This is a genomic window from Variovorax sp. N23 (assembly GCF_025486315.1).
Lineage (GTDB): Bacteria > Pseudomonadota > Gammaproteobacteria > Burkholderiales > Burkholderiaceae_C > Variovorax.
This window is the reverse complement of sequence record NZ_JAOOPY010000001.1, coordinates 400,281-416,694: the sequence shown is the minus strand read 5'-3', so window position 1 is coordinate 416,694 and position 16,414 is coordinate 400,281. Positions and strand designations below refer to the sequence as shown.

Annotated in this window: 14 protein-coding genes; 9 read left to right on the top strand and 5 right to left on the bottom strand. The window is 68.6% G+C overall.

What is annotated here, in order from left to right:
• Positions 1-100: 100 nt before the first annotated feature.
• From N8A90_RS02000 to N8A90_RS01990, 3 genes are read left to right on the top strand one after another with little or no spacing between them, the layout of a single operon-like run.
• Complete coding sequence (locus tag N8A90_RS02000; RefSeq protein ID WP_262072963.1) at positions 101-1,549, top strand: efflux transporter outer membrane subunit; 1,449 nt, start codon at positions 101-103, stop codon at positions 1,547-1,549.
• Positions 1,546-2,664, top strand: coding sequence for an efflux RND transporter periplasmic adaptor subunit (locus N8A90_RS01995; protein WP_262072962.1), 1,119 nt, complete (start codon positions 1,546-1,548; stop codon positions 2,662-2,664). Before N8A90_RS02000 ends, N8A90_RS01995 begins: the two co-directional genes overlap by 4 nt.
• Positions 2,661-5,741 (top strand): efflux RND transporter permease subunit, encoded by a 3,081-nt coding sequence (locus N8A90_RS01990; protein ID WP_262072961.1) that lies wholly within the window; start codon positions 2,661-2,663, stop codon positions 5,739-5,741. Before N8A90_RS01995 ends, N8A90_RS01990 begins: the two co-directional genes overlap by 4 nt.
• 134 nt (positions 5,742-5,875) lie before the next feature.
• On the opposite strand, the gene N8A90_RS01985 is transcribed toward N8A90_RS01990, so the two are convergent.
• On the bottom strand, positions 5,876-6,841 hold the full coding sequence (locus N8A90_RS01985; protein ID WP_262072960.1) for a LysR substrate-binding domain-containing protein: 966 nt from the start codon (positions 6,839-6,841) through the stop codon (positions 5,876-5,878).
• Positions 6,842-6,944: 103 nt separating this feature from the next.
• Between N8A90_RS01985 and N8A90_RS01980 the strand changes: the two genes are divergently transcribed.
• The 4 genes from N8A90_RS01980 to N8A90_RS01965 are packed head-to-tail and all read left to right on the top strand — an operon-like array spanning position 6,945 to position 10,443.
• Positions 6,945-7,856, top strand: a complete 912-nt coding sequence (locus N8A90_RS01980) for an amino acid ABC transporter substrate-binding protein (protein WP_262072959.1) — start codon at positions 6,945-6,947, stop codon at positions 7,854-7,856.
• A gap of 50 nt (positions 7,857-7,906) precedes the next feature.
• A complete protein-coding gene (locus tag N8A90_RS01975; RefSeq protein WP_262072958.1) occupies positions 7,907-8,659 on the top strand; it encodes an amino acid ABC transporter permease in 753 nt (250 codons plus the stop codon).
• Complete coding sequence (locus tag N8A90_RS01970) at positions 8,659-9,354, top strand: amino acid ABC transporter permease (protein WP_262072957.1); 696 nt, start codon at positions 8,659-8,661, stop codon at positions 9,352-9,354. Before N8A90_RS01975 ends, N8A90_RS01970 begins: the two co-directional genes overlap by 1 nt.
• A gap of 12 nt (positions 9,355-9,366) precedes the next feature.
• The gene (locus N8A90_RS01965; RefSeq protein ID WP_262072956.1) at positions 9,367-10,443 is read left to right on the top strand and encodes a threonine aldolase family protein; all 1,077 of its coding nucleotides are present in this window, start codon (positions 9,367-9,369) and stop codon (positions 10,441-10,443) included.
• Positions 10,444-10,461: 18 nt separating this feature from the next.
• On the opposite strand, the gene N8A90_RS01960 is transcribed toward N8A90_RS01965, so the two are convergent.
• Positions 10,462-11,649, bottom strand: coding sequence for a GAF domain-containing sensor histidine kinase (locus N8A90_RS01960; RefSeq protein ID WP_262072955.1), 1,188 nt, complete (start codon positions 11,647-11,649; stop codon positions 10,462-10,464).
• Positions 11,650-11,657: 8 nt separating this feature from the next.
• A complete protein-coding gene (locus N8A90_RS01955) occupies positions 11,658-12,113 on the bottom strand; it encodes a CBS domain-containing protein (protein ID WP_262072954.1) in 456 nt (151 codons plus the stop codon).
• Between the two features lie 127 nt (positions 12,114-12,240).
• On the opposite strand from N8A90_RS01955, the gene N8A90_RS01950 reads away from it, so the two are divergent.
• Both N8A90_RS01950 and N8A90_RS01945 read left to right on the top strand, forming a co-directional pair.
• Positions 12,241-13,551 (top strand): O-acetylhomoserine aminocarboxypropyltransferase, encoded by a 1,311-nt coding sequence (locus N8A90_RS01950; RefSeq protein ID WP_262072953.1) that lies wholly within the window; start codon positions 12,241-12,243, stop codon positions 13,549-13,551.
• 318 nt (positions 13,552-13,869) lie between these two features.
• On the top strand, positions 13,870-14,676 hold the full coding sequence (locus tag N8A90_RS01945; protein ID WP_262072952.1) for an alpha/beta fold hydrolase: 807 nt from the start codon (positions 13,870-13,872) through the stop codon (positions 14,674-14,676).
• A gap of 10 nt (positions 14,677-14,686) precedes the next feature.
• On the opposite strand, the gene N8A90_RS01940 is transcribed toward N8A90_RS01945, so the two are convergent.
• Both N8A90_RS01940 and N8A90_RS01935 read right to left on the bottom strand, forming a co-directional pair.
• A complete protein-coding gene (locus tag N8A90_RS01940; RefSeq protein ID WP_262072951.1) occupies positions 14,687-15,055 on the bottom strand; it encodes a thioredoxin family protein in 369 nt (122 codons plus the stop codon).
• Between the two features lie 65 nt (positions 15,056-15,120).
• Complete coding sequence (locus N8A90_RS01935; protein ID WP_262072950.1) at positions 15,121-16,404, bottom strand: YihY family inner membrane protein; 1,284 nt, start codon at positions 16,402-16,404, stop codon at positions 15,121-15,123.
• Positions 16,405-16,414 lie beyond the last annotated feature (10 nt).

The following is a 16,414-nucleotide window of genomic DNA, read 5'->3' as shown; positions in this document are numbered from 1 at the left end:
CTGCCGACCGCCGGTGGCGTACCGACATTTACCCAGCTTAACGCTGGCTGACCGCAGCCAACAGCAGACGCTCCTACCCTTACCGGAGGAAGAAGATCTGATGAACGCACCCCCCCGCTCCTTGCTTGTCATGCCCCTGGCCGTCTGCGTGGTATGGAGCCTGACCGCGTGCGCCACGGGCCGCCTCGAAGACTCGCCGCAGCCACAGGCACCGTCGTCCTGGCAGGCCGAACTGCCCCACGGCGGACGCGCTGGCGAGCTGCAGCAGTGGTGGCAGCAGTTCGACGACGGCCGGGTCGGTCGCCTGGTCGAGATGGCCGAGCGGGACAGCCCCACGCTCACACAGGCCTGGGCCAGCATCGAGAAGGCGCGTGCCACCCTGCGCAGCACGCGCGCAGGCGCATTGCCCAGCCTGAGCGGCAGTGCGTCGGCGTCGCGCAGCAACCAGCTGCAGTCGGGCTTCTCCACGACGACCGGCACGTCGCGCAGCGCCGGCTTCGATGCCTCCTGGGAAACCGACCTGTTCGGCAAGGTCCGCCGCAACGCGCAGGCCTCCGAGGCGCGTGTCGAGGCGCGCACCGCCGACTGGCACGATGCGCGCGTGTCGCTGGCGGCGGAGGTCGCCGACACCTATGTGCAATACCGCGCCTGCATCCTGCTGGCGGACGCCTACCAGCGCGAGGCGACTTCGACCGCCGCCACCGAGCAGGCCACGACGAACGCCGTGCGGGCCGGCTACACCGCACCATCGGACGGCGCGCTGGCGCGTGCGAGCCTGGCCAGCGCGCAGTCGAGCCTGCAGCAGCAGACCACGCAGTGCGGCCTGCTCGTCAAGTCGCTGGTCTACCTCACCGGCGCCGACGAGCCCGCGCTGCGGCAGCTGATCGACGATGGCGAGAACCGCCTGCCGCGGCCGGCGGCATTGGAGGTGCAGGCGGTGCCAGCGCAGGTGCTGCGCCAGCGCCCCGACCTGGCCTCGCTCGAGCGCGAGGTGGCCGCCACCGGCGCCGAGATCGGCGCGGCCCAGGCGGACCTCTACCCGAGCCTCTCGCTCAGCGGATCGGTCAGCGTGTCGGCGAGCAGCCTGGCCTCGCCGGCCACGCTCTGGTCCTTCGGGCCGTCGCTGTCGATCCCGCTGTTCGACGGCGGGCAGCGGCGCGCGGCGGTCGACGCCGCGCGGGCGAGCTACACGTCGGCGGTGGCCAGCTACCGGCAGGGTGTGCGCACGGTCGTCCGCGACGTGGAAGAAGCCCTGCTGAACCTCGATGGCGCCGGCCGCCGTGCGGAACAGGCGGAAACGGCGGCGCGCGAGTACCGCAACTATTTCCTGTCCAGCGAGAGCAACTGGCGCGCGGGCCGCACCAGCCTGCTCACGCTGGAGGAGGCCCGGCGCTCCGCGCTGTCGGCCGAGATCACCGAAATCACCCTGCAGCAGAACCGTGTCCAGTACTGGATCGCGCTCTACAAGGCCGTCGGCGGCGGATGGCAGCCCGGCACGCCGGTCACCGCACCCCAGACGCTGGCCGATGAAAAGACAAAGAAGCCATGAGCATCCTCTCGAAACCCAAGTTCCGCCGCGGCCCCGTCATCGCCGTGATCCTTCTGCTGGTGGTTGCCGCCGCGGCATTCTTCCTGCGTCCGCCCGCGAAGGATCCGGTAGCCGGCGCGCCGGCCAGCGCGATGACGGTGGAGCTCGTCGCACCCGACCGTCGCGACTGGTCGCAGACGCTGCAGGGGAGCGGGCCGGTCACGGCATGGCAGGAGCTCATCGTCAGCCCCGAAACCGGCGGCCTGCGTGTCGCGGAACTGCTGGTGGACGTCGGCGACGTGGTCCGGCGCGGCCAGGTGCTCGCGCGCCTGGCGGACGACAGCCTGAAGGTCGACCTGCGCAAGCAGGAAGCGGTGGTCGCGCAATCGCGCAGCAGCCTCGAGCAGGCCAACGCCTATGTGCGACGGGCGAATGCGGTCGGCGCGACCGGTTCGCTGTCCGACCAGCAGATCGAGGAATACCGCATCTCCGAAGCGACGGCGCGTGCGACCCTTCAATCGTCGCAGGCCGACCTCGACAGCGTGAAGCTCAAGCTCGTGCAGACCCGCGTCCTGGCCCCCGACGACGGCGTGGTGTCGTCGAAGAGCGGCATCGCCGGCAACGTGGTGAGCGCAGGCACCGAACTCTTTCGCCTCGTGCGGCGGGGCCGGCTCGAATGGCGGCCCGAATTCGATGCACGCGAACTCGCTTCGGTGAAGACCGGCCAGAAGGCGGAACTGACATTGCCGAACGGCGAACGCGTGAACGGCACCGTGCGCATTCCGGCGCCGACCTTGTCGACGAGCACCGGGCGTGCCACGGTGTACGTCAGCCTCACCGGCGACAGCACAGCGCGCGCGGGCATGTTCGCCAGCGGCCTGATCCGCCTGGACACCACGCCCGCGATCACGCTGCCCCAGACGGCCATCGTGATGCGCGACGGACGCGCCTATGTCTACCTCGTGGACGCGCACAACAAGGTCTCCGCGCAGACCGTCACGACGGGCCGTCGCCAGGACGACCGGGTCGAGCTGCTGTCGACACTGGCCAGCGATGCGCGGGTCGTGGCCAGCGGCGGGGCCTTCCTGTCCGAAGGCGTGCTGGTGACGGTCAAGCAAGCGGAGACGAAACGATGAACATTTCATCCTGGTCGATCCGCAACCCGGTTCCCGCCGTCCTGACCTTCATCCTGCTCACGGTCCTGGGGATCATCGGGTTCCGGACGTTGCAGATCCAGGACTTCCCCGACACCGATCTGCCGACCATCCAGGTCTCGGCGACGCTCGAAGGCGCTGCGCCTGCGCAGCTCGAGACCGAGGTCGCGCGCAAGATCGAGGACAAGCTCGCCTCGCTGAGCCGGCTGGACCACATCACCACGACCATCACCGACGGCCTGGTGAGCATCAGCGTCAGCTTCGAGATCGACAAGGACTCGGAAGTCGCGCTCAACGAGGTCCGCAACGCGGTCGACAGTGCCAAGGCCGACCTGCCGGCCAGCATGGCGTCGCCGACGGTCTCCAAGCTGACCACGGCCAGCACCGCGCTGCTCACCTACACCGTCGACTCGACCGCGATGGACGAGAAGGACCTGTCGTGGTTCGTCGACAACCAGGTCACGAAGAACCTGCTGACCGTCAAGGGCGTCGGCTCGGTGTCGCGCGTGGGGGGCATCGACCGCGAGGTCCACATCGATCTCGATGCGGTGCTGATGGCCGGCCTCGGCGTCACGCCTTCGGACGTGTCGACGCAACTCAAGGCCACGCAGAAGGAAGCATCAGGCGGCGAGACCTACGTGGGCGGCCAGAAGCAGTCCAGCCGTACGCTGGCCACCGTCGGCTCGGCCGCCGAGGTCGCGGCGATCACGCTGTCGCTGGGCGACGGCCGCTATGTGCGGCTCGACCAGATCGCGCGCATCACCGACACGAGCGCCGAGCGCACGACCATGGCGTTCCGCGATGGCAAGAAGGTGATCGGGTTCCAGATCAAGCGCTCGCAGGGCTTCTCGGATGTCGGCGTCGCGAACGACATCCGCGCGTCACTGAAGAAGTTCTCTGCGGCGCATCCCGAGGTCCACATCGTCGAGGCCAGCAACACCGTCACGCCGATCCAGGAGAACTACGAAGGCTCCATGGAGCTGCTGCTCGAAGGCGCGGTGCTCGCGGTGCTCGTGGTCGGATGGTTCCTGCGCGACATGCGCGCCACGCTCATCGCCGCGGCCGCGCTGCCGCTGTCCATCGCACCCGCCTTCGCCTTCATGGCGCTGGCGGGCTATTCGCTCAACACCATCACGCTGCTCTCGCTGTCGTTGGTCATCGGCGTGCTGGTGGACGACGCGATCGTGGAGATCGAGAACATCGAGCGCCATCTGCTGATGGGCAAGACGCCCTACCAGGCGGCAATGGAGGCGGCCGACGAGATCGGCCTGGCGGTGATCGCCACGACCTTCACGCTGGTGGCGGTCTTCCTGCCTACGGCTTTCATGGGCGGCATTCCGGGCAGGTTCTTCCGCCAGTTCGGCGTGACCGCGTCGATCGCCGTGCTCGCGTCCTTGCTGGTGGCGCGGCTGCTCACGCCGATGATGGCCGCCTACCTGCTCAAGCCCAAGGCCGCGCATCTGCACAACGCATCGACCGACGGGCCGGTGATGACGCGCTACCTGGGCTGGGCGCGCGGTGTGCTTCAGAACCGCAAAGCCACCGTCCTGGCCGCGCTGGTCTTCCTGGTGCTGTCGGTGGCGCTGGCTCTGACGATCCCGACCGCCTTCATGCCGGCGCAGGACAAGGCCCAGGCCACGGTAACGCTCAAGCTCGGGCCCGACGCCACGCTGGCGCAGACCACCGCCGTCAGCCAGCAGGCCCAGCAGTTGCTGAGCAAGATCCCCGAGGTGCGATCCGTCTTCATTGCCGCCGGCACCGCCAGCACCGGCAGCACCGGCAGCGGCATGAGTTCGAGCTCGACGACGGATGTCACCAGTTCCACGCTCACGGTGGACCTGGTGGACCGCGGCGACCGCAAGCTCAAGCAGTCCCAGGTCGAGGCCGAAATCCGCGACCAGTTGAAGACCATTCCGGGCGTCCGTGTGACCGTTGCCGGCAGCAGCACCGGTTCGACGCTGGAGATCACGCTGGCCGGCGACGATGCCGACACACTGAACCAGGCGGCGAACCAGGCCGAGCAGCAGCTGCGGTCGCTGAACCATGTCGGCACGGTGACGTCGAGCGCGGCACTGCAGCGCCCGGAGGTCCAGGTGCGCCCGGACTATGCGCGCGCCGCCGCCCTGGGCGTCACGTCCGAGGCGCTCGCAGACGCCGTCCGGCTCGCGACCTACGGCGATTACTCGACCGCGCTGCCCAAGCTCAATCTGCCCGAACGCCAGATCGCGATTCGCGTTCGGATGGATGCCTCCGTGCGCCAGGACATGGAGGCGATCGCCCAGTTGCGCGTCAAGGGCGCCAACGGCTCGGTCAGCCTCGGTTCGGTGGCGGATGTGGCCATGGGCAGCGGCCCGTCGCAGATCGACCGCCTGGACCGATCCCGCAACGTGACCCTGAGCGTGGAACTCAATGGCCGTGCGCTCGGCGAAGTGCAGAAGGAAGCCATGGCCCTGTCGTCGCTCAAGTCGCTGCCTGCGGGCGTGCGCATCGTCGAGCAAGGCGAGCTGCAGCGCATGTCGGAGCTCTTCACGAGCTTCGGCACGGCGATGGCGATCGGGGTGTTCTGCATCTATGCCGTGCTCGTGCTGCTGTTCCATGACTTCATGCAGCCGGCCACCATTCTCTGCGCGTTGCCGCTGGCCTTCGGAGGCGCGTTCGGCGCGCTCTGGCTCACGAACCAGTCGTTCTCGATGCCGGTGGTCATCGGCGTGCTGATGCTCATGGGCATCGTGACCAAGAACTCGATCCTGCTGGTCGAGTACGCCATCGTCGCGCGGCGGGATCGCGGATTGGCACGGCTCGAGGCGGTGATCGATGCTTGCCACAAGCGGGCGCGTCCCATCGTCATGACGACCATCGCCATGGCCGCCGGGATGCTGCCCAATGCCCTCGGCCTGGGCGCGGAGCCCAGCTTCCGGCAACCCATGGCGATCGTGGTCATCGGCGGCCTGCTCACCTCGACGGTCCTGAGCCTGCTGGTCGTGCCCGTGGTCTTCACCTACGTGGACGATCTGCTGCAGTCGCTGCGCCGCTTGCTGCCACGGCACTCCACCGACTAACGCGCACCGGTCCGCACACCGTCCGAGGCCCCATGGCTTGCTCCCGCCCGGATCGCGCAAGCAGGCGCCGTCGCAGTTGCCGTGGTGCTGCGGGCGCGTGCCTGGCGGCTCCTCGCAGCGGCCGACCTCGACGCCTACACCGCCCGCCCCGCACCCACCGCACCCGGCATCGCCGACACCGGCGTGCCCAGGTGCCCCATCTCCTTCAGGATGAGCTGTCGCGCATAGCGCGCGAACAGCTCCACCAGCCGCGTGCGGCTGTGGTACTGCGGATAGAGCAGCGCGGCCGTGACCGGCAGCGGATGCAGGAAGGGCCGCACCTCGATGCCGCCGAGGCCGGTCTCCTCGCTGGCCGCCAGCGGGTTGACGATGCTGAGGCCCAGCCCCGCGCCGACCATTGCGCAGATGGATGCGCCGAGGCTGGCTTCGGCGACCAGTGCGCGCTGCACCTCGGCGTCGGCGAACAGCAGGTCGATGCGGTTGCGCAGCGCGGTGCCGCCCGAGAACGAGATGAAGGGCTCGCCGCCGAAATGCGCCGCGCCCAGTGCCTTGAGCCGCGCCAGCCGGTGGCCGCGCGGCAGCACGGCGACGCAGTTCATCGCGAGCACGGGCTCGACCTGCACGCCGGGGCTGTCTTCCGATAGCAGCGCCAGGCCGAGATCGCACAGCCCCGAGCTGACCCAGTCGTGGATGGCACCGGCGTTGCCCGACTGGATGGACACCATCACGTCGGGGTGCCGCGTCTTGAACTGCGCCACGACCCGCGCCAGCAACCCGCCCGCCAGCCGCGGCATGGCCGCCACCGTGAGCCGCCCGGCACTGAAGGCGCGAATGCCCGCCGCCGCCGACTCGAGGCCGGCCAGGCCGACGAAGGTCTTCTCCACTTCCTTGTAGAAGCGGGTGCCATCGAGCGTCGCGGTGAGGCGGCTGCCCTTGCGGCTGAACAGCGCGAACTGCGCGATCTTCTCGAGCTGGCCGATCAACCGGCTCACCTGCGGCTGCGAGGTGTGCATGCGCCGCGCGGCCTCGGTCATCGAGCCCGACACCATCACCGCCCGGAAGGCCTCGATGTGCCGCAGCGACATGCGGGTGGTAGCCATACCAAATCTGAATGGATAGATATCCAAGTGGAATTGGTCAAAAGCATAACGCGCCGGGATACTGACTTCGCACCCGCCCATTGCCATACGAAGGATCGACCCGATGCGAACGTCTGCCGTCTATCTCGCTGCCGCGCTGGTCTTCAGCGCCCTTCTGCCCCACGTCGCTGCCGCCGAAGGCCGGCTGGACAAGATCAAGCAGGCCGGCGCGATCGTGCTGGGTCACCCGGAGTCGTCGGTGCCCTTCGCCTACCTCGACGACAAGCAGGCGCCCATCGGCTACAGCGTCGAGATCTGCCAGGGCATCGCCGCCCACGTGCAGAAGTCGCTCGGCCTGGCCAAGCTGGACGTGCGCTACAACCCGACCAGCTCGGCCACGCGCATCCCGTTGCTGGCCAACGGCACCATCGACCTCGAGTGCGGCAACACCACCAACAACCTCGAGCGCCACAAGCTGGTGGCCTTCGCGCCGACCACCTTCGTGGCCGAGGTCGTGCTGACGGCACGCAAGGACGGTGGCGTCAACGTCGACGACCTGGCCTCGTTCCGCGGCAAGGCGATCGCGGCGCAGGCCGGCGGCCAGACCTTCCGGCTGGTGTCGCAGCTGAGCGCGAAGAACGGCTACAACATCACCGTGATCCCGACCAAGGACACGGCCGAGACCTTCCTGATGGTCGAGAGCGGCCGTGCCGCGGGCTCCGCACAAGACAGCGGCCTGGCCTACGCCTCGGTCGCATCGGCGCGCACCAGCGGCGACTACGTCATCAGCAAGAAGGGCCTGGAGCCCGCGCCCTACGGCATCGTGCAGCCGAAGGACGACCCGGCCTTCAAGAAGGTGGTCGACGAAGCGGTCGTCGGCATGATCAAGAGCGGCAAGGTCGCGGCGCTCTACCAGAAGTACTTCCTCTCGCCGATTCCACCGAAGCAGATCAACCTTGCCTACCCGATGAGCGACATCCTCAAGCGCGTGCTCGCCAGCCCGACCGATTCGGGCGACCCGGCGGTCTACCAGTAAGTCAGGCACGTGCTGCGCGGCGCCCGCACGCCGGCTGAAAAGAAGATCCGATGAACTACGACTGGCGCTGGGGCGTCTTCCTCGACCCTTCGCTCGACGGCACGCGCTCCTACCTGCAAATGCTGTTCGTCGGCGTCGGCTGGACGCTCACGCTCGCGGCCTGCGCCTGGACCATCGCGCTGCTGCTGGGCAGCCTGATCGGCACGCTGCGCTGCGTGAGCCACAAGCCGCTGAAGTTCGTTGCCACCGTGTACGTCGAGGTGTTCCGCAACATTCCGCTGCTGGTGCAGCTCTTCCTCTGGTACTTCGTGCTGCCGGAATTCCTGCCCGGTTCCATGAGCACTGCGCTCAAGCAGTTGCCCCATCCGTGGGGCGCCTTCTGCCTCGCCGTGCTGGCGATGGGCTGCTACGGTGCCGCGCGCCTGGCCGAGACGCTGCGCGCCGGCATCGAGTCGCTGCCGCGCGGTCAGATGCTGGCGGCGCGCGCCATGGGTCTGACCGAGTACCAAGCGTACCGCCACATCATCCTGCCCGAGGCCTTCCGCATCATCCTGCCGCCGATGACTTCGGAGCTGATGGGCACCATCAAGTACTCGTCGGTGGCGCTCACCATCGGCCTGCTCGAACTCACCGGGCAGGCGCGCTCGATGGCGGATTTCAGCTTCCACATCTTCGAGGCCTTCTGCGCCGCCACCGTCGGCTACCTGCTGATCAACGGCGCGGTGAGCCAAGGCATGCGGATGCTGGAGCGCCGCGTCGCCGTGCCCGGCCTGATCGGCGCTGCGCCGAAGGACGCCGTCTGATGGCCGCGCCGCATTTCGAGCTGGGCGCGATCCTCCCGGCGCTGCCCTATCTGCTGAAGACCGGGCTCGTCTTCACGCTCACGCTGACCGCGCTGGCGGCCATCATGGGCCTGGCCCTCGGCACGCTGCTGGCGATGGCGCGGCTCTCGCCGATCAAGCTGATCGCCTGGCCGGCCGCCGTGTACGTGAACGTGATGCGCTCGGTGCCGCTGCTGCTGGTGATCTTCTGGTTCTACTTCCTGATGCCGTACATGGGCGCCTGGGTGCTGGGCACGTCGAGCCCGGTGCAGGTGGGCGCCTTCAAGTCCGCGGTCATCACCTTCACGCTGTTCGAGGCGGCCTACTTCTGCGAGATCGTGCGCGCCGGCATCCAGTCGGTGCCCAAGGGCCAGGTGGCCGCGGGCATGGCGCTGGGCATGCCGCACGGCCAGCTCATGCGCAGCATCGTGCTGCCGCAGGCCTTCCGCAACATGACGCCGGCGCTGCTGACGCGGATCATCATGCTGTTCCAGGACACGTCCCTGGTCTACGTGCTGTCGCTCACCGACTTCCTGGGGGCCGCGTCCAAGATCGGCCAACGCGACGGCCGGTTGCCCGAGATGTACATCTTCGTCGCACTGGTCTACCTCGCCCTCTGTTTCACGGCCTCGCGCGGCACGGCCTACCTGGCCCGACGCCACCGCCATTCGCACTGACCCGAATCCGCCATGCCTGCTGCACACTCCTCCAACGTTCACGCCGTCGCCGACGAGGCGCCCAGCGTCGACATGCGCAGCGACACGGTCACGCACCCGACGGCGCAGATGTACGAGCGCATGCGTCAAGCGCCGATCGGCGACGACGGGCTGGACGGCGACCCGAGCACCCTCGCGCTCGAAGACACCGTGGCAGCGCTGCTCGGCAAGGAAGCCGGCCTGTTCGTGCCGAGCTGCACCATGGCCAACCTGCTGGCCGTGCTGGCCGCGGGCGGGCGCAGCGAGCAGGTGGTGCTCGAAGCATCGGCCCACATGTACATGACCGAGCGCGGGGCGAGCACCTTCACGGGCATGTTCTACCAACCGGTCGAAGGAACGTCCGGCGCGATGGACCTCGCAAAGCTGGAAGCGGTGCTGAAGCCTGCCAGCCATCGGCTTGCGACGGCCCTGATCGCGGTCGAGACCTCGCACAACAACGCCGGCGGCGCGGTGCTGCCGCTCGAGCACCTGCAGGCCGTCCAGGACATCGCACAGCGGCGCGGCATCCCGGTCCACCTCGATGGGGCGCGGCTGTTCAATGCCAGCGCGGCGCTGCAGGTCGAGCCGATCGCCATCGCGCGCTTTGCCGACACGGTGTCGGTCTGCCTGTCGAAGGGCCTGAGCGCGCCGGTGGGCGCCGTGCTGACCGGCGGGCAGGCCACCGTCACCCGCGCCCGCACGCTGCGCCGCATGCTCGGCGGCACGCAGCGCCAGTCCGGCATCATGGCCGCGGCCGGGCTCGACGCGGTGCTCCATATGCGGGAGCGCCTGGTGGAAGACCACGCGCGGGCGCGCCGGTTCAGCGAGGCGCTCAATGCCACCGGGCTGCCGGTGCGCGCCGCCCTGCCGCAGACCAACATCGTGCAGGTGGACGTGTCGGCCAGCGGACTGGGCAGCCATGCGTGGGTGACCGCATTGGACGCGGCAGGCCTGCGTGTGCGCCCCTGGGGAACCACCTTGCTGCGCTGCGTGACGCACCGCCACATCGAGGAGGCGGAGGTCGACCGCGCCGTCGTAGCCTTTCGCCAGGCGGCACTGGCGCTGGTCTGATTCGGGACTCGACCGTCGTCAGACGACGATCGGCAACCGCGCAGAGAACGCCGTGCCCGCCTCGGCCGACGATTCGACCCGCATCGCACCGCCATGCGCCGTGGCGATCTGCGCGCAGATGTACAGCCCCAGGCCCAGCCCACCGCCCGGCTTGCTGGTGAGCGGGCGCCAGTAGGGCTCGAAGACGCGTGCCAGGTCGCCGGGTGCAATCGGCGCGCCCTCGTTCGCCACCACCAGCACCAGCAGGTCGCCCTCGATCGAGGCGCTGACGCGCACCGGTCGATCAACGGCGCCGTAGGTCAGCGCATTGCCCAGCAGGTTCGACAGCACCTGCTGCAGCCGGCCCCGGTCGCAGCGCACGACGCGCGCAATGGCGATGTCGGCGTCGATGCGGCGCTGCGGATGGGCTTCGCGCAGTTCGGAGACGACGTCGTTCAGCGCCGCCGCCAGATCGGTGGTCTCTTCCAGCACGACGCCCATGCCGGCGCCCAGCCGGCTGCGCGCCAGGTCGAGCACGTCGTTGATGAGCTGCGACATGCGTCGCGTGGTGGCGCCCAGGCGCGTCCCGAGGCGAACGAGTTCGGGCTCGGTCCGGCGCGACAGCAATTGGGCGGTGGCACCGACCGCCGCGAGCGGGTTGCGCAAGTCATGCCCCAGCACCGCGATGAACTGCTCGCGCAACTCGGCCGTGGCGCGCGCGTTGACCAGTTCCGTCTCGGCCGCGTTCTGGCGGTCTTCGCTCTCGAGCTGCATCGCGATGAGGTCGGCGAAGGCGGTGAACATCGCGACGATGCGCGGATCGGAGACCACCGCCGGCCGCGGGTCGATCGCGCAGAGGTTGCCGAAATACGTGCCCCCCGGGCGGATGATCGGCACCGAGATGTAGCTCTCGATGTTGTAGATGCGCGGCGTGTGGTGGTCGCGGTAGACCGGGTCGAGGCTGGCGTGGTCGATGACCACCGGCTCGCGGGCGGCACGCGACTCGCTGCACAGGGTCGTCGCGACCTCGAGCTGCCCGCCGGCCTTCAGACCGAAGTCGATGTCGTCCTGCACCGCACAGGCCGTCCAGGTGCCGTTGGTGACGCGCGCCACGGCGGCGAAGCCCATTCCGGTGTTCTGGCAGATCAAACGCAGCAACGACGGCACGGCGCTGATGCGCCCCACCGCGGCAATGTCCCGTGCGATGGCCTCGGCGCTGTCATCCATGGCGTGGTTCAGGTGGTGGTGCCCTCGTCCTCGGCCGGCCAGTCGCGGATGTACGCCTTGAGCATCTTGTTCTCGAAGTTCTGGCTGTCGACCACCGCCTTGGCGACGTCGTAGAAGCTGATCACGCCCATCAGCATGCGCTTGTCCATCACGGGCATGTAGCGGGCGTGGCGCTCGAGCATGATGCGGCGGATCTCGTCGAGGTCGGTCTCGGCGGTGCAGGTCACGGGCGCGTCGTCCATGGCCTTGCGCACCAGCGAGCCGCCGACCTGGCCGCCGTTCCTGACGATGGCGACGATCACCTCGCGGAAGGTGAGCATGCCGACCAGATCGCCGTGTTCCATGACCACCAGCGAACCGATGTCCTTCTCGGCCATGGTCGTCACGGCGTCGGCCAGGGGCTCGTCGGGGGTGATGGTGTAGAGGGTGTTGCCCTTGACGCGCAGGATGTCGCTGACTTTCATCGTGGTGCTCCTCTTCTGACTCGGCCGATCCGATTGAATATAGCCCAACTCGCTCACAATAGCCGGCCACCGCCCGCCCCTGCGCCGCGCAGACGTGAGCGGTCGTTACAAGCCCCAGAGGAGACACATGCCAGGCTATTCCGACCCCGGGTTCGACACGCTCGCGCTGCACGCCGGCGCCGCCCCCGACCCCACGACCGGCGCGCGCGCCGTGCCGATCCACCTCACCACCTCCTTCGTCTTCGAGTCGAGCGACCATGCGGCGGCCCTGTTCAACCTGGAGCGCGCCGGCCACGTCTACAGCCGCATCAGCAACCCGACCAACGCGGTGCTGGAGCAGCGGGTGGCGGCGCTCGAAGGCGGCATCGGCGCCATCGCCACGGCCAGCGGCCAGGCCGCGCTGCACCTGAGCGTCGCGACGCTGATGGGCGCCGGCTCGCACATCGTGGCCAGCACCGCCCTCTACGGCGGCTCGCAGAACCTGCTGCACTACACGATGCGGCGCTTCGGCATCGAGACCACCTTCGTGAAGCCGAACGACCTGGACGGCTGGAAGGCCGCGATCCGGCCGAACACCAAGCTGCTGTTCGGCGAGACCGTGGGCAACCCCGGCCTCGACGTGCTCGACATCCCGGCGGTGAGCGACATCGCGCATGCGGCCGGCGTGCCGCTCCTGGTCGACTCGACGCTGACCTCGCCCTACCTCATCAAGCCCTTCGACCACGGCGCCGATCTGGTCTACCACTCGGCCACCAAGTTCCTCTCCGGCCATGGCACGGTGATCGGTGGCGTGGTGGTCGACGGCGGCAGTTTCGACTGGGAGCAATCCGGCAAGTTCGCCGAGTTGAGCCAGGCCTACGACGGCTTCCACAACATGGTGTTCAGCGAGGAGAGCACGGTCGGCGCCTTCCTGCTGCGCGCGCGCCGCGAAGGCCTGCGCGACTTCGGCGCGTCGATGAGCCCGCACACGGCGTGGCTGATCCTTCAGGGCATCGAGACGCTGCCGCTGCGCATGGAGCGGCACATCGATAACACGCAGAAAGTGGTCGAATTCCTGGCAGCGCACCCCTTCGTGTCGCGCGTGGGACATCCGCTGATCGAATCGCACCCGAGCCATGCGCTGGCGCAGAAGCTGCTGAAGCACGGCGCACGCGGCGCCGGTGCAGTGTTCAGCTTCGACATCAAAGGCAGCCGCGAACAAGGCAAGAAGTTCATCGAGACGCTGAAGCTCTTCAGCCACCTGGCCAATGTGGGCGATTGCCGCAGCCTGGTGATCCACCCGGCCAGCACCACGCATTTCCGCATGACGGACGAGGCGCTGGCGGGTGCGGGGATTTCGCAGGGAACGATCCGGCTGTCGATCGGGCTGGAAGATCCGGCGGATTTGATCGATGACTTGAAGCGGGCGTTGAAGGCGGCTGAGAAGGCGGGGGCTTGAGATGGCTTATTTCTTTGTTGGTGAAGTGCCTGGTTCGGGGCGCGATCACGCCGACGGGGTACCTTGCTCCGCGAATGTCCCCCGCCCTTCGGGCTCCTCCTTTATTTCGCTGCGCAAGGCACCCCATCGACGTGATCGGGACGCGCTGTGTTTGACCAACCGCAGCACACCCCCAACGCGTCCACGTGCGCAGGGTGCCGGGTGCTTCCCGCAGCGAAATAAAGGAGGAGCCGAAGGCGGGGGACATTCGCGGAGGGAAGTACCCGGTGGCCTGCACACGCGCCCCCAACAGGAACGCCAATCAGGTGGAGCACAGAAATGAACTACACCATCAACGGCCACACCACCTACGCCTACACCGGCGGCAAAACGCTCGACCCGGCCAAGCCGACCATCGTCTTCATCCACGGCGTGCTCAACGACCACAGCGTGTGGATCCTGCAGAGCCGATGGTTCGCGAACCACGGCTGGAACGTGCTGGCGGTCGACCTGCCCGGGCACTGCAAGAGCGCCGGCAAGGCGCCGGCCACCGTCGAGGAGGCGGCGCAGTTCATCGTCGCGCTGCTCGACGCGGCCGGCGTGCAGAAGGCCGCACTGGTCGGCCACAGCTTCGGCTCGCTGATCGCGCTGGAAACGGCGGCCCGCGCGCCGGAACGCATCTCGCACCTGGCGATGTTCGGCACGGCCTACCCGATGGCGGTGTCGCCGGCGCTGCTCGACAGCGCGCTGAACGCGCCGATGAAGGCCATCGACATGGTCAACGCCTTCTCGCATTCGATGCTGGCGCCGCCGCCCTCTTCGCTCGGCCCCGGCACCTGGCTCTACGGCGGCTCGCGCGCACTGATGCGCCGCGTGCTGGCGAGCAACCGCGAGGTCAACGTGTTCCACGTCGGCTTCAACGCCTGCAACGACTATGCGAACGGCGAAGCGGCGATCGCGGCGGTGCAGTGCCCCGTGCTGTTCCTGCTCGGCGCGGCCGACCAGATGACGCCGCCCAAAGCCGCCAGGACGCTCAGCGCCAAGGCGCCGTCGTCGAAGACGGTGGTGGTGCAGGCCGGCCACGCGCTGATGACCGAAGCGCCGGACGAGGTCCTGTTCGCGCTGCGGGATTTCCTGAGCGACTGAGGCCGGGCCCTCAGACTTCGAACTGCGCGGGCGTGGCAGCCACCGCGGCCATCAGCGTGGCCACCGTCTCGCTCGACGGCTGCGCGGCCGGCAGCGCACCGAGCATGCGCGTCAGCGTCTCGGGGTGCGGCAGCAGGGGCCCGAGGAAGTGCGTGCCCTGCGCCCCCACGACCAGCAGCGTGGGAAAGGTCTCGACGTCGAAGTCGTCGGCGATGTCCGCGTGATCTTCGATGTCGACCCAGGCGAAGCGCAGTCCGGGGTGCGCCGTGGCGATGCGCTCGAAGGCCGGCCGGTAGTCACGGCAGGTGCCGCACCAGTCCGCGCACAGGCAAACCACCCAGGTGGCGGAGGCAGGATCGGCGATGGGCGGTGCGCTCACGGACAGGATCTGGAAATGTGGAGTGTCGATTATCGAGGTGGCCGCCGAGAGCTGCAGCGCCCGGGTCAAGGCCTCGCGGGATCGGCGTAGCGCCCCATCTGGCTCGGCCGTGTCAGGTCCCGCAGTCCGTCGCGCACCACCAGCGCATCGCGCAGGCACAGGCTCTCGAGCGCGGCCTTGTGCCAGAAATGCGCGAGCGTCTCGGCGCGCGGCAGCAGCAGCGCGATCAGCAATGGCGCGAGCGGCGTGACGTCGGGGTCGGCCAGCAGCACGTAGCGCGGATCCTCGTTGGCCGGCTCTTCCGCGAGCGGCGCAATCCAGTCGATGGCGACCAGCGTTTCCAGCACCGGCGCCAGTTGCAGGGCATCGACCCGCATCCGCACCACCAGCTCGCTCGCGCCCAGGCCCTTGGCCGGCGTCGCGTGGGCGGCGTCCAGCAGTTGCAGCGCCTCGACCGCCAGTTGGAACGGCCAGCCCGGCGTGTCGCCGCGGCGTGCCACGCCGGTCAGCAGGCTGGGCAGGTAGGCCGCGATCACCGCGCCGAAGAGCGCGATCACCCACGCGACGTAGATCCAGACCAGCAGGATGGGCACTGTCGCGAAGGCGCCGTACAGCACGGAATAGGTCGGCACCAGGCTCAGGTAGTAGCCCAGCACCCGCTTGGCGATCTCGATCGCGGCCGCGACGAACAGGCCGCCCGCCCACGCATGGGCCCATCGCACCGAGGTGTTGGGCACGTAGTGGTAGAGCGAGGCCATGCCGCCGGCGAGCAGCACGAATTCGAAGGTGTCGAACAGCAGCTTGAGCAGGCCCCCGCTGCCGACCACACCGCGCGAGGCCGAGAACACATACGACGTGGTGCTCAGGCTCACCGCGAGGATCAGCGGCCCGAGCGTGATCGCCGCCCAGTAGATGAGCACGCGCTGCGCCAGCGGGCGCGGGTTGCGCACCCGCCAGATGCTGTTGAGCGTCTTGTCGATCGTCAGGATCAGCGCGACCGCCGTGACCAGCAGCACGATCAGGCCCGCGATGCCGAGCCCGCTGGCCTTGCTCGCGAACTGGTTCAGGTAGCCCAGCACCTGGCGCGCGATGTTGTCGGGGATCAGGCTCTCGATCAGCCAGCGCTGCAGGCGGCCCTGCATCTTGGCGAACATCGGAAACACCGTGAAGAGCGCCAGCGCCGTGGTGAAGAACGGCACCAGCGCGATGGTGGTGGTGAAGGTCAGGCTGCCGGCCGTCAGGCCGAGCCGGTCTTCCCGGAAACGCTCGCGCAACACGGCCGCCGTGTTGCCCCACGGAAAGTGCGAAAGGTCCCTCCACCATGGCCGGTGTTTCATGGCCGGTATCATGCCATCGGCC

Coding starts and splice junctions, on each gene's coding strand:
- N8A90_RS01990 (WP_262072961.1), top strand. CDS start 2,661: ATGAACATTTCATCCTGGTCGATCCGCAACCCGGTTCCCGCCGTCCTG.
- N8A90_RS01985 (WP_262072960.1), bottom strand. CDS start 6,841: ATGGCTACCACCCGCATGTCGCTGCGGCACATCGAGGCCTTCCGGGCG.
- N8A90_RS01970 (WP_262072957.1), top strand. CDS start 8,659: ATGGCCGCGCCGCATTTCGAGCTGGGCGCGATCCTCCCGGCGCTGCCC.
- N8A90_RS01950 (WP_262072953.1), top strand. CDS start 12,241: ATGCCAGGCTATTCCGACCCCGGGTTCGACACGCTCGCGCTGCACGCC.
- N8A90_RS01965 (WP_262072956.1), top strand. CDS start 9,367: ATGCCTGCTGCACACTCCTCCAACGTTCACGCCGTCGCCGACGAGGCG.
- N8A90_RS01935 (WP_262072950.1), bottom strand. CDS start 16,404: ATGATACCGGCCATGAAACACCGGCCATGGTGGAGGGACCTTTCGCAC.
- N8A90_RS01960 (WP_262072955.1), bottom strand. CDS start 11,649: ATGGATGACAGCGCCGAGGCCATCGCACGGGACATTGCCGCGGTGGGG.
- N8A90_RS01980 (WP_262072959.1), top strand. CDS start 6,945: ATGCGAACGTCTGCCGTCTATCTCGCTGCCGCGCTGGTCTTCAGCGCC.
- N8A90_RS01995 (WP_262072962.1), top strand. CDS start 1,546: ATGAGCATCCTCTCGAAACCCAAGTTCCGCCGCGGCCCCGTCATCGCC.
- N8A90_RS01955 (WP_262072954.1), bottom strand. CDS start 12,113: ATGAAAGTCAGCGACATCCTGCGCGTCAAGGGCAACACCCTCTACACC.
- N8A90_RS01945 (WP_262072952.1), top strand. CDS start 13,870: ATGAACTACACCATCAACGGCCACACCACCTACGCCTACACCGGCGGC.
- N8A90_RS02000 (WP_262072963.1), top strand. CDS start 101: ATGAACGCACCCCCCCGCTCCTTGCTTGTCATGCCCCTGGCCGTCTGC.
- N8A90_RS01975 (WP_262072958.1), top strand. CDS start 7,907: ATGAACTACGACTGGCGCTGGGGCGTCTTCCTCGACCCTTCGCTCGAC.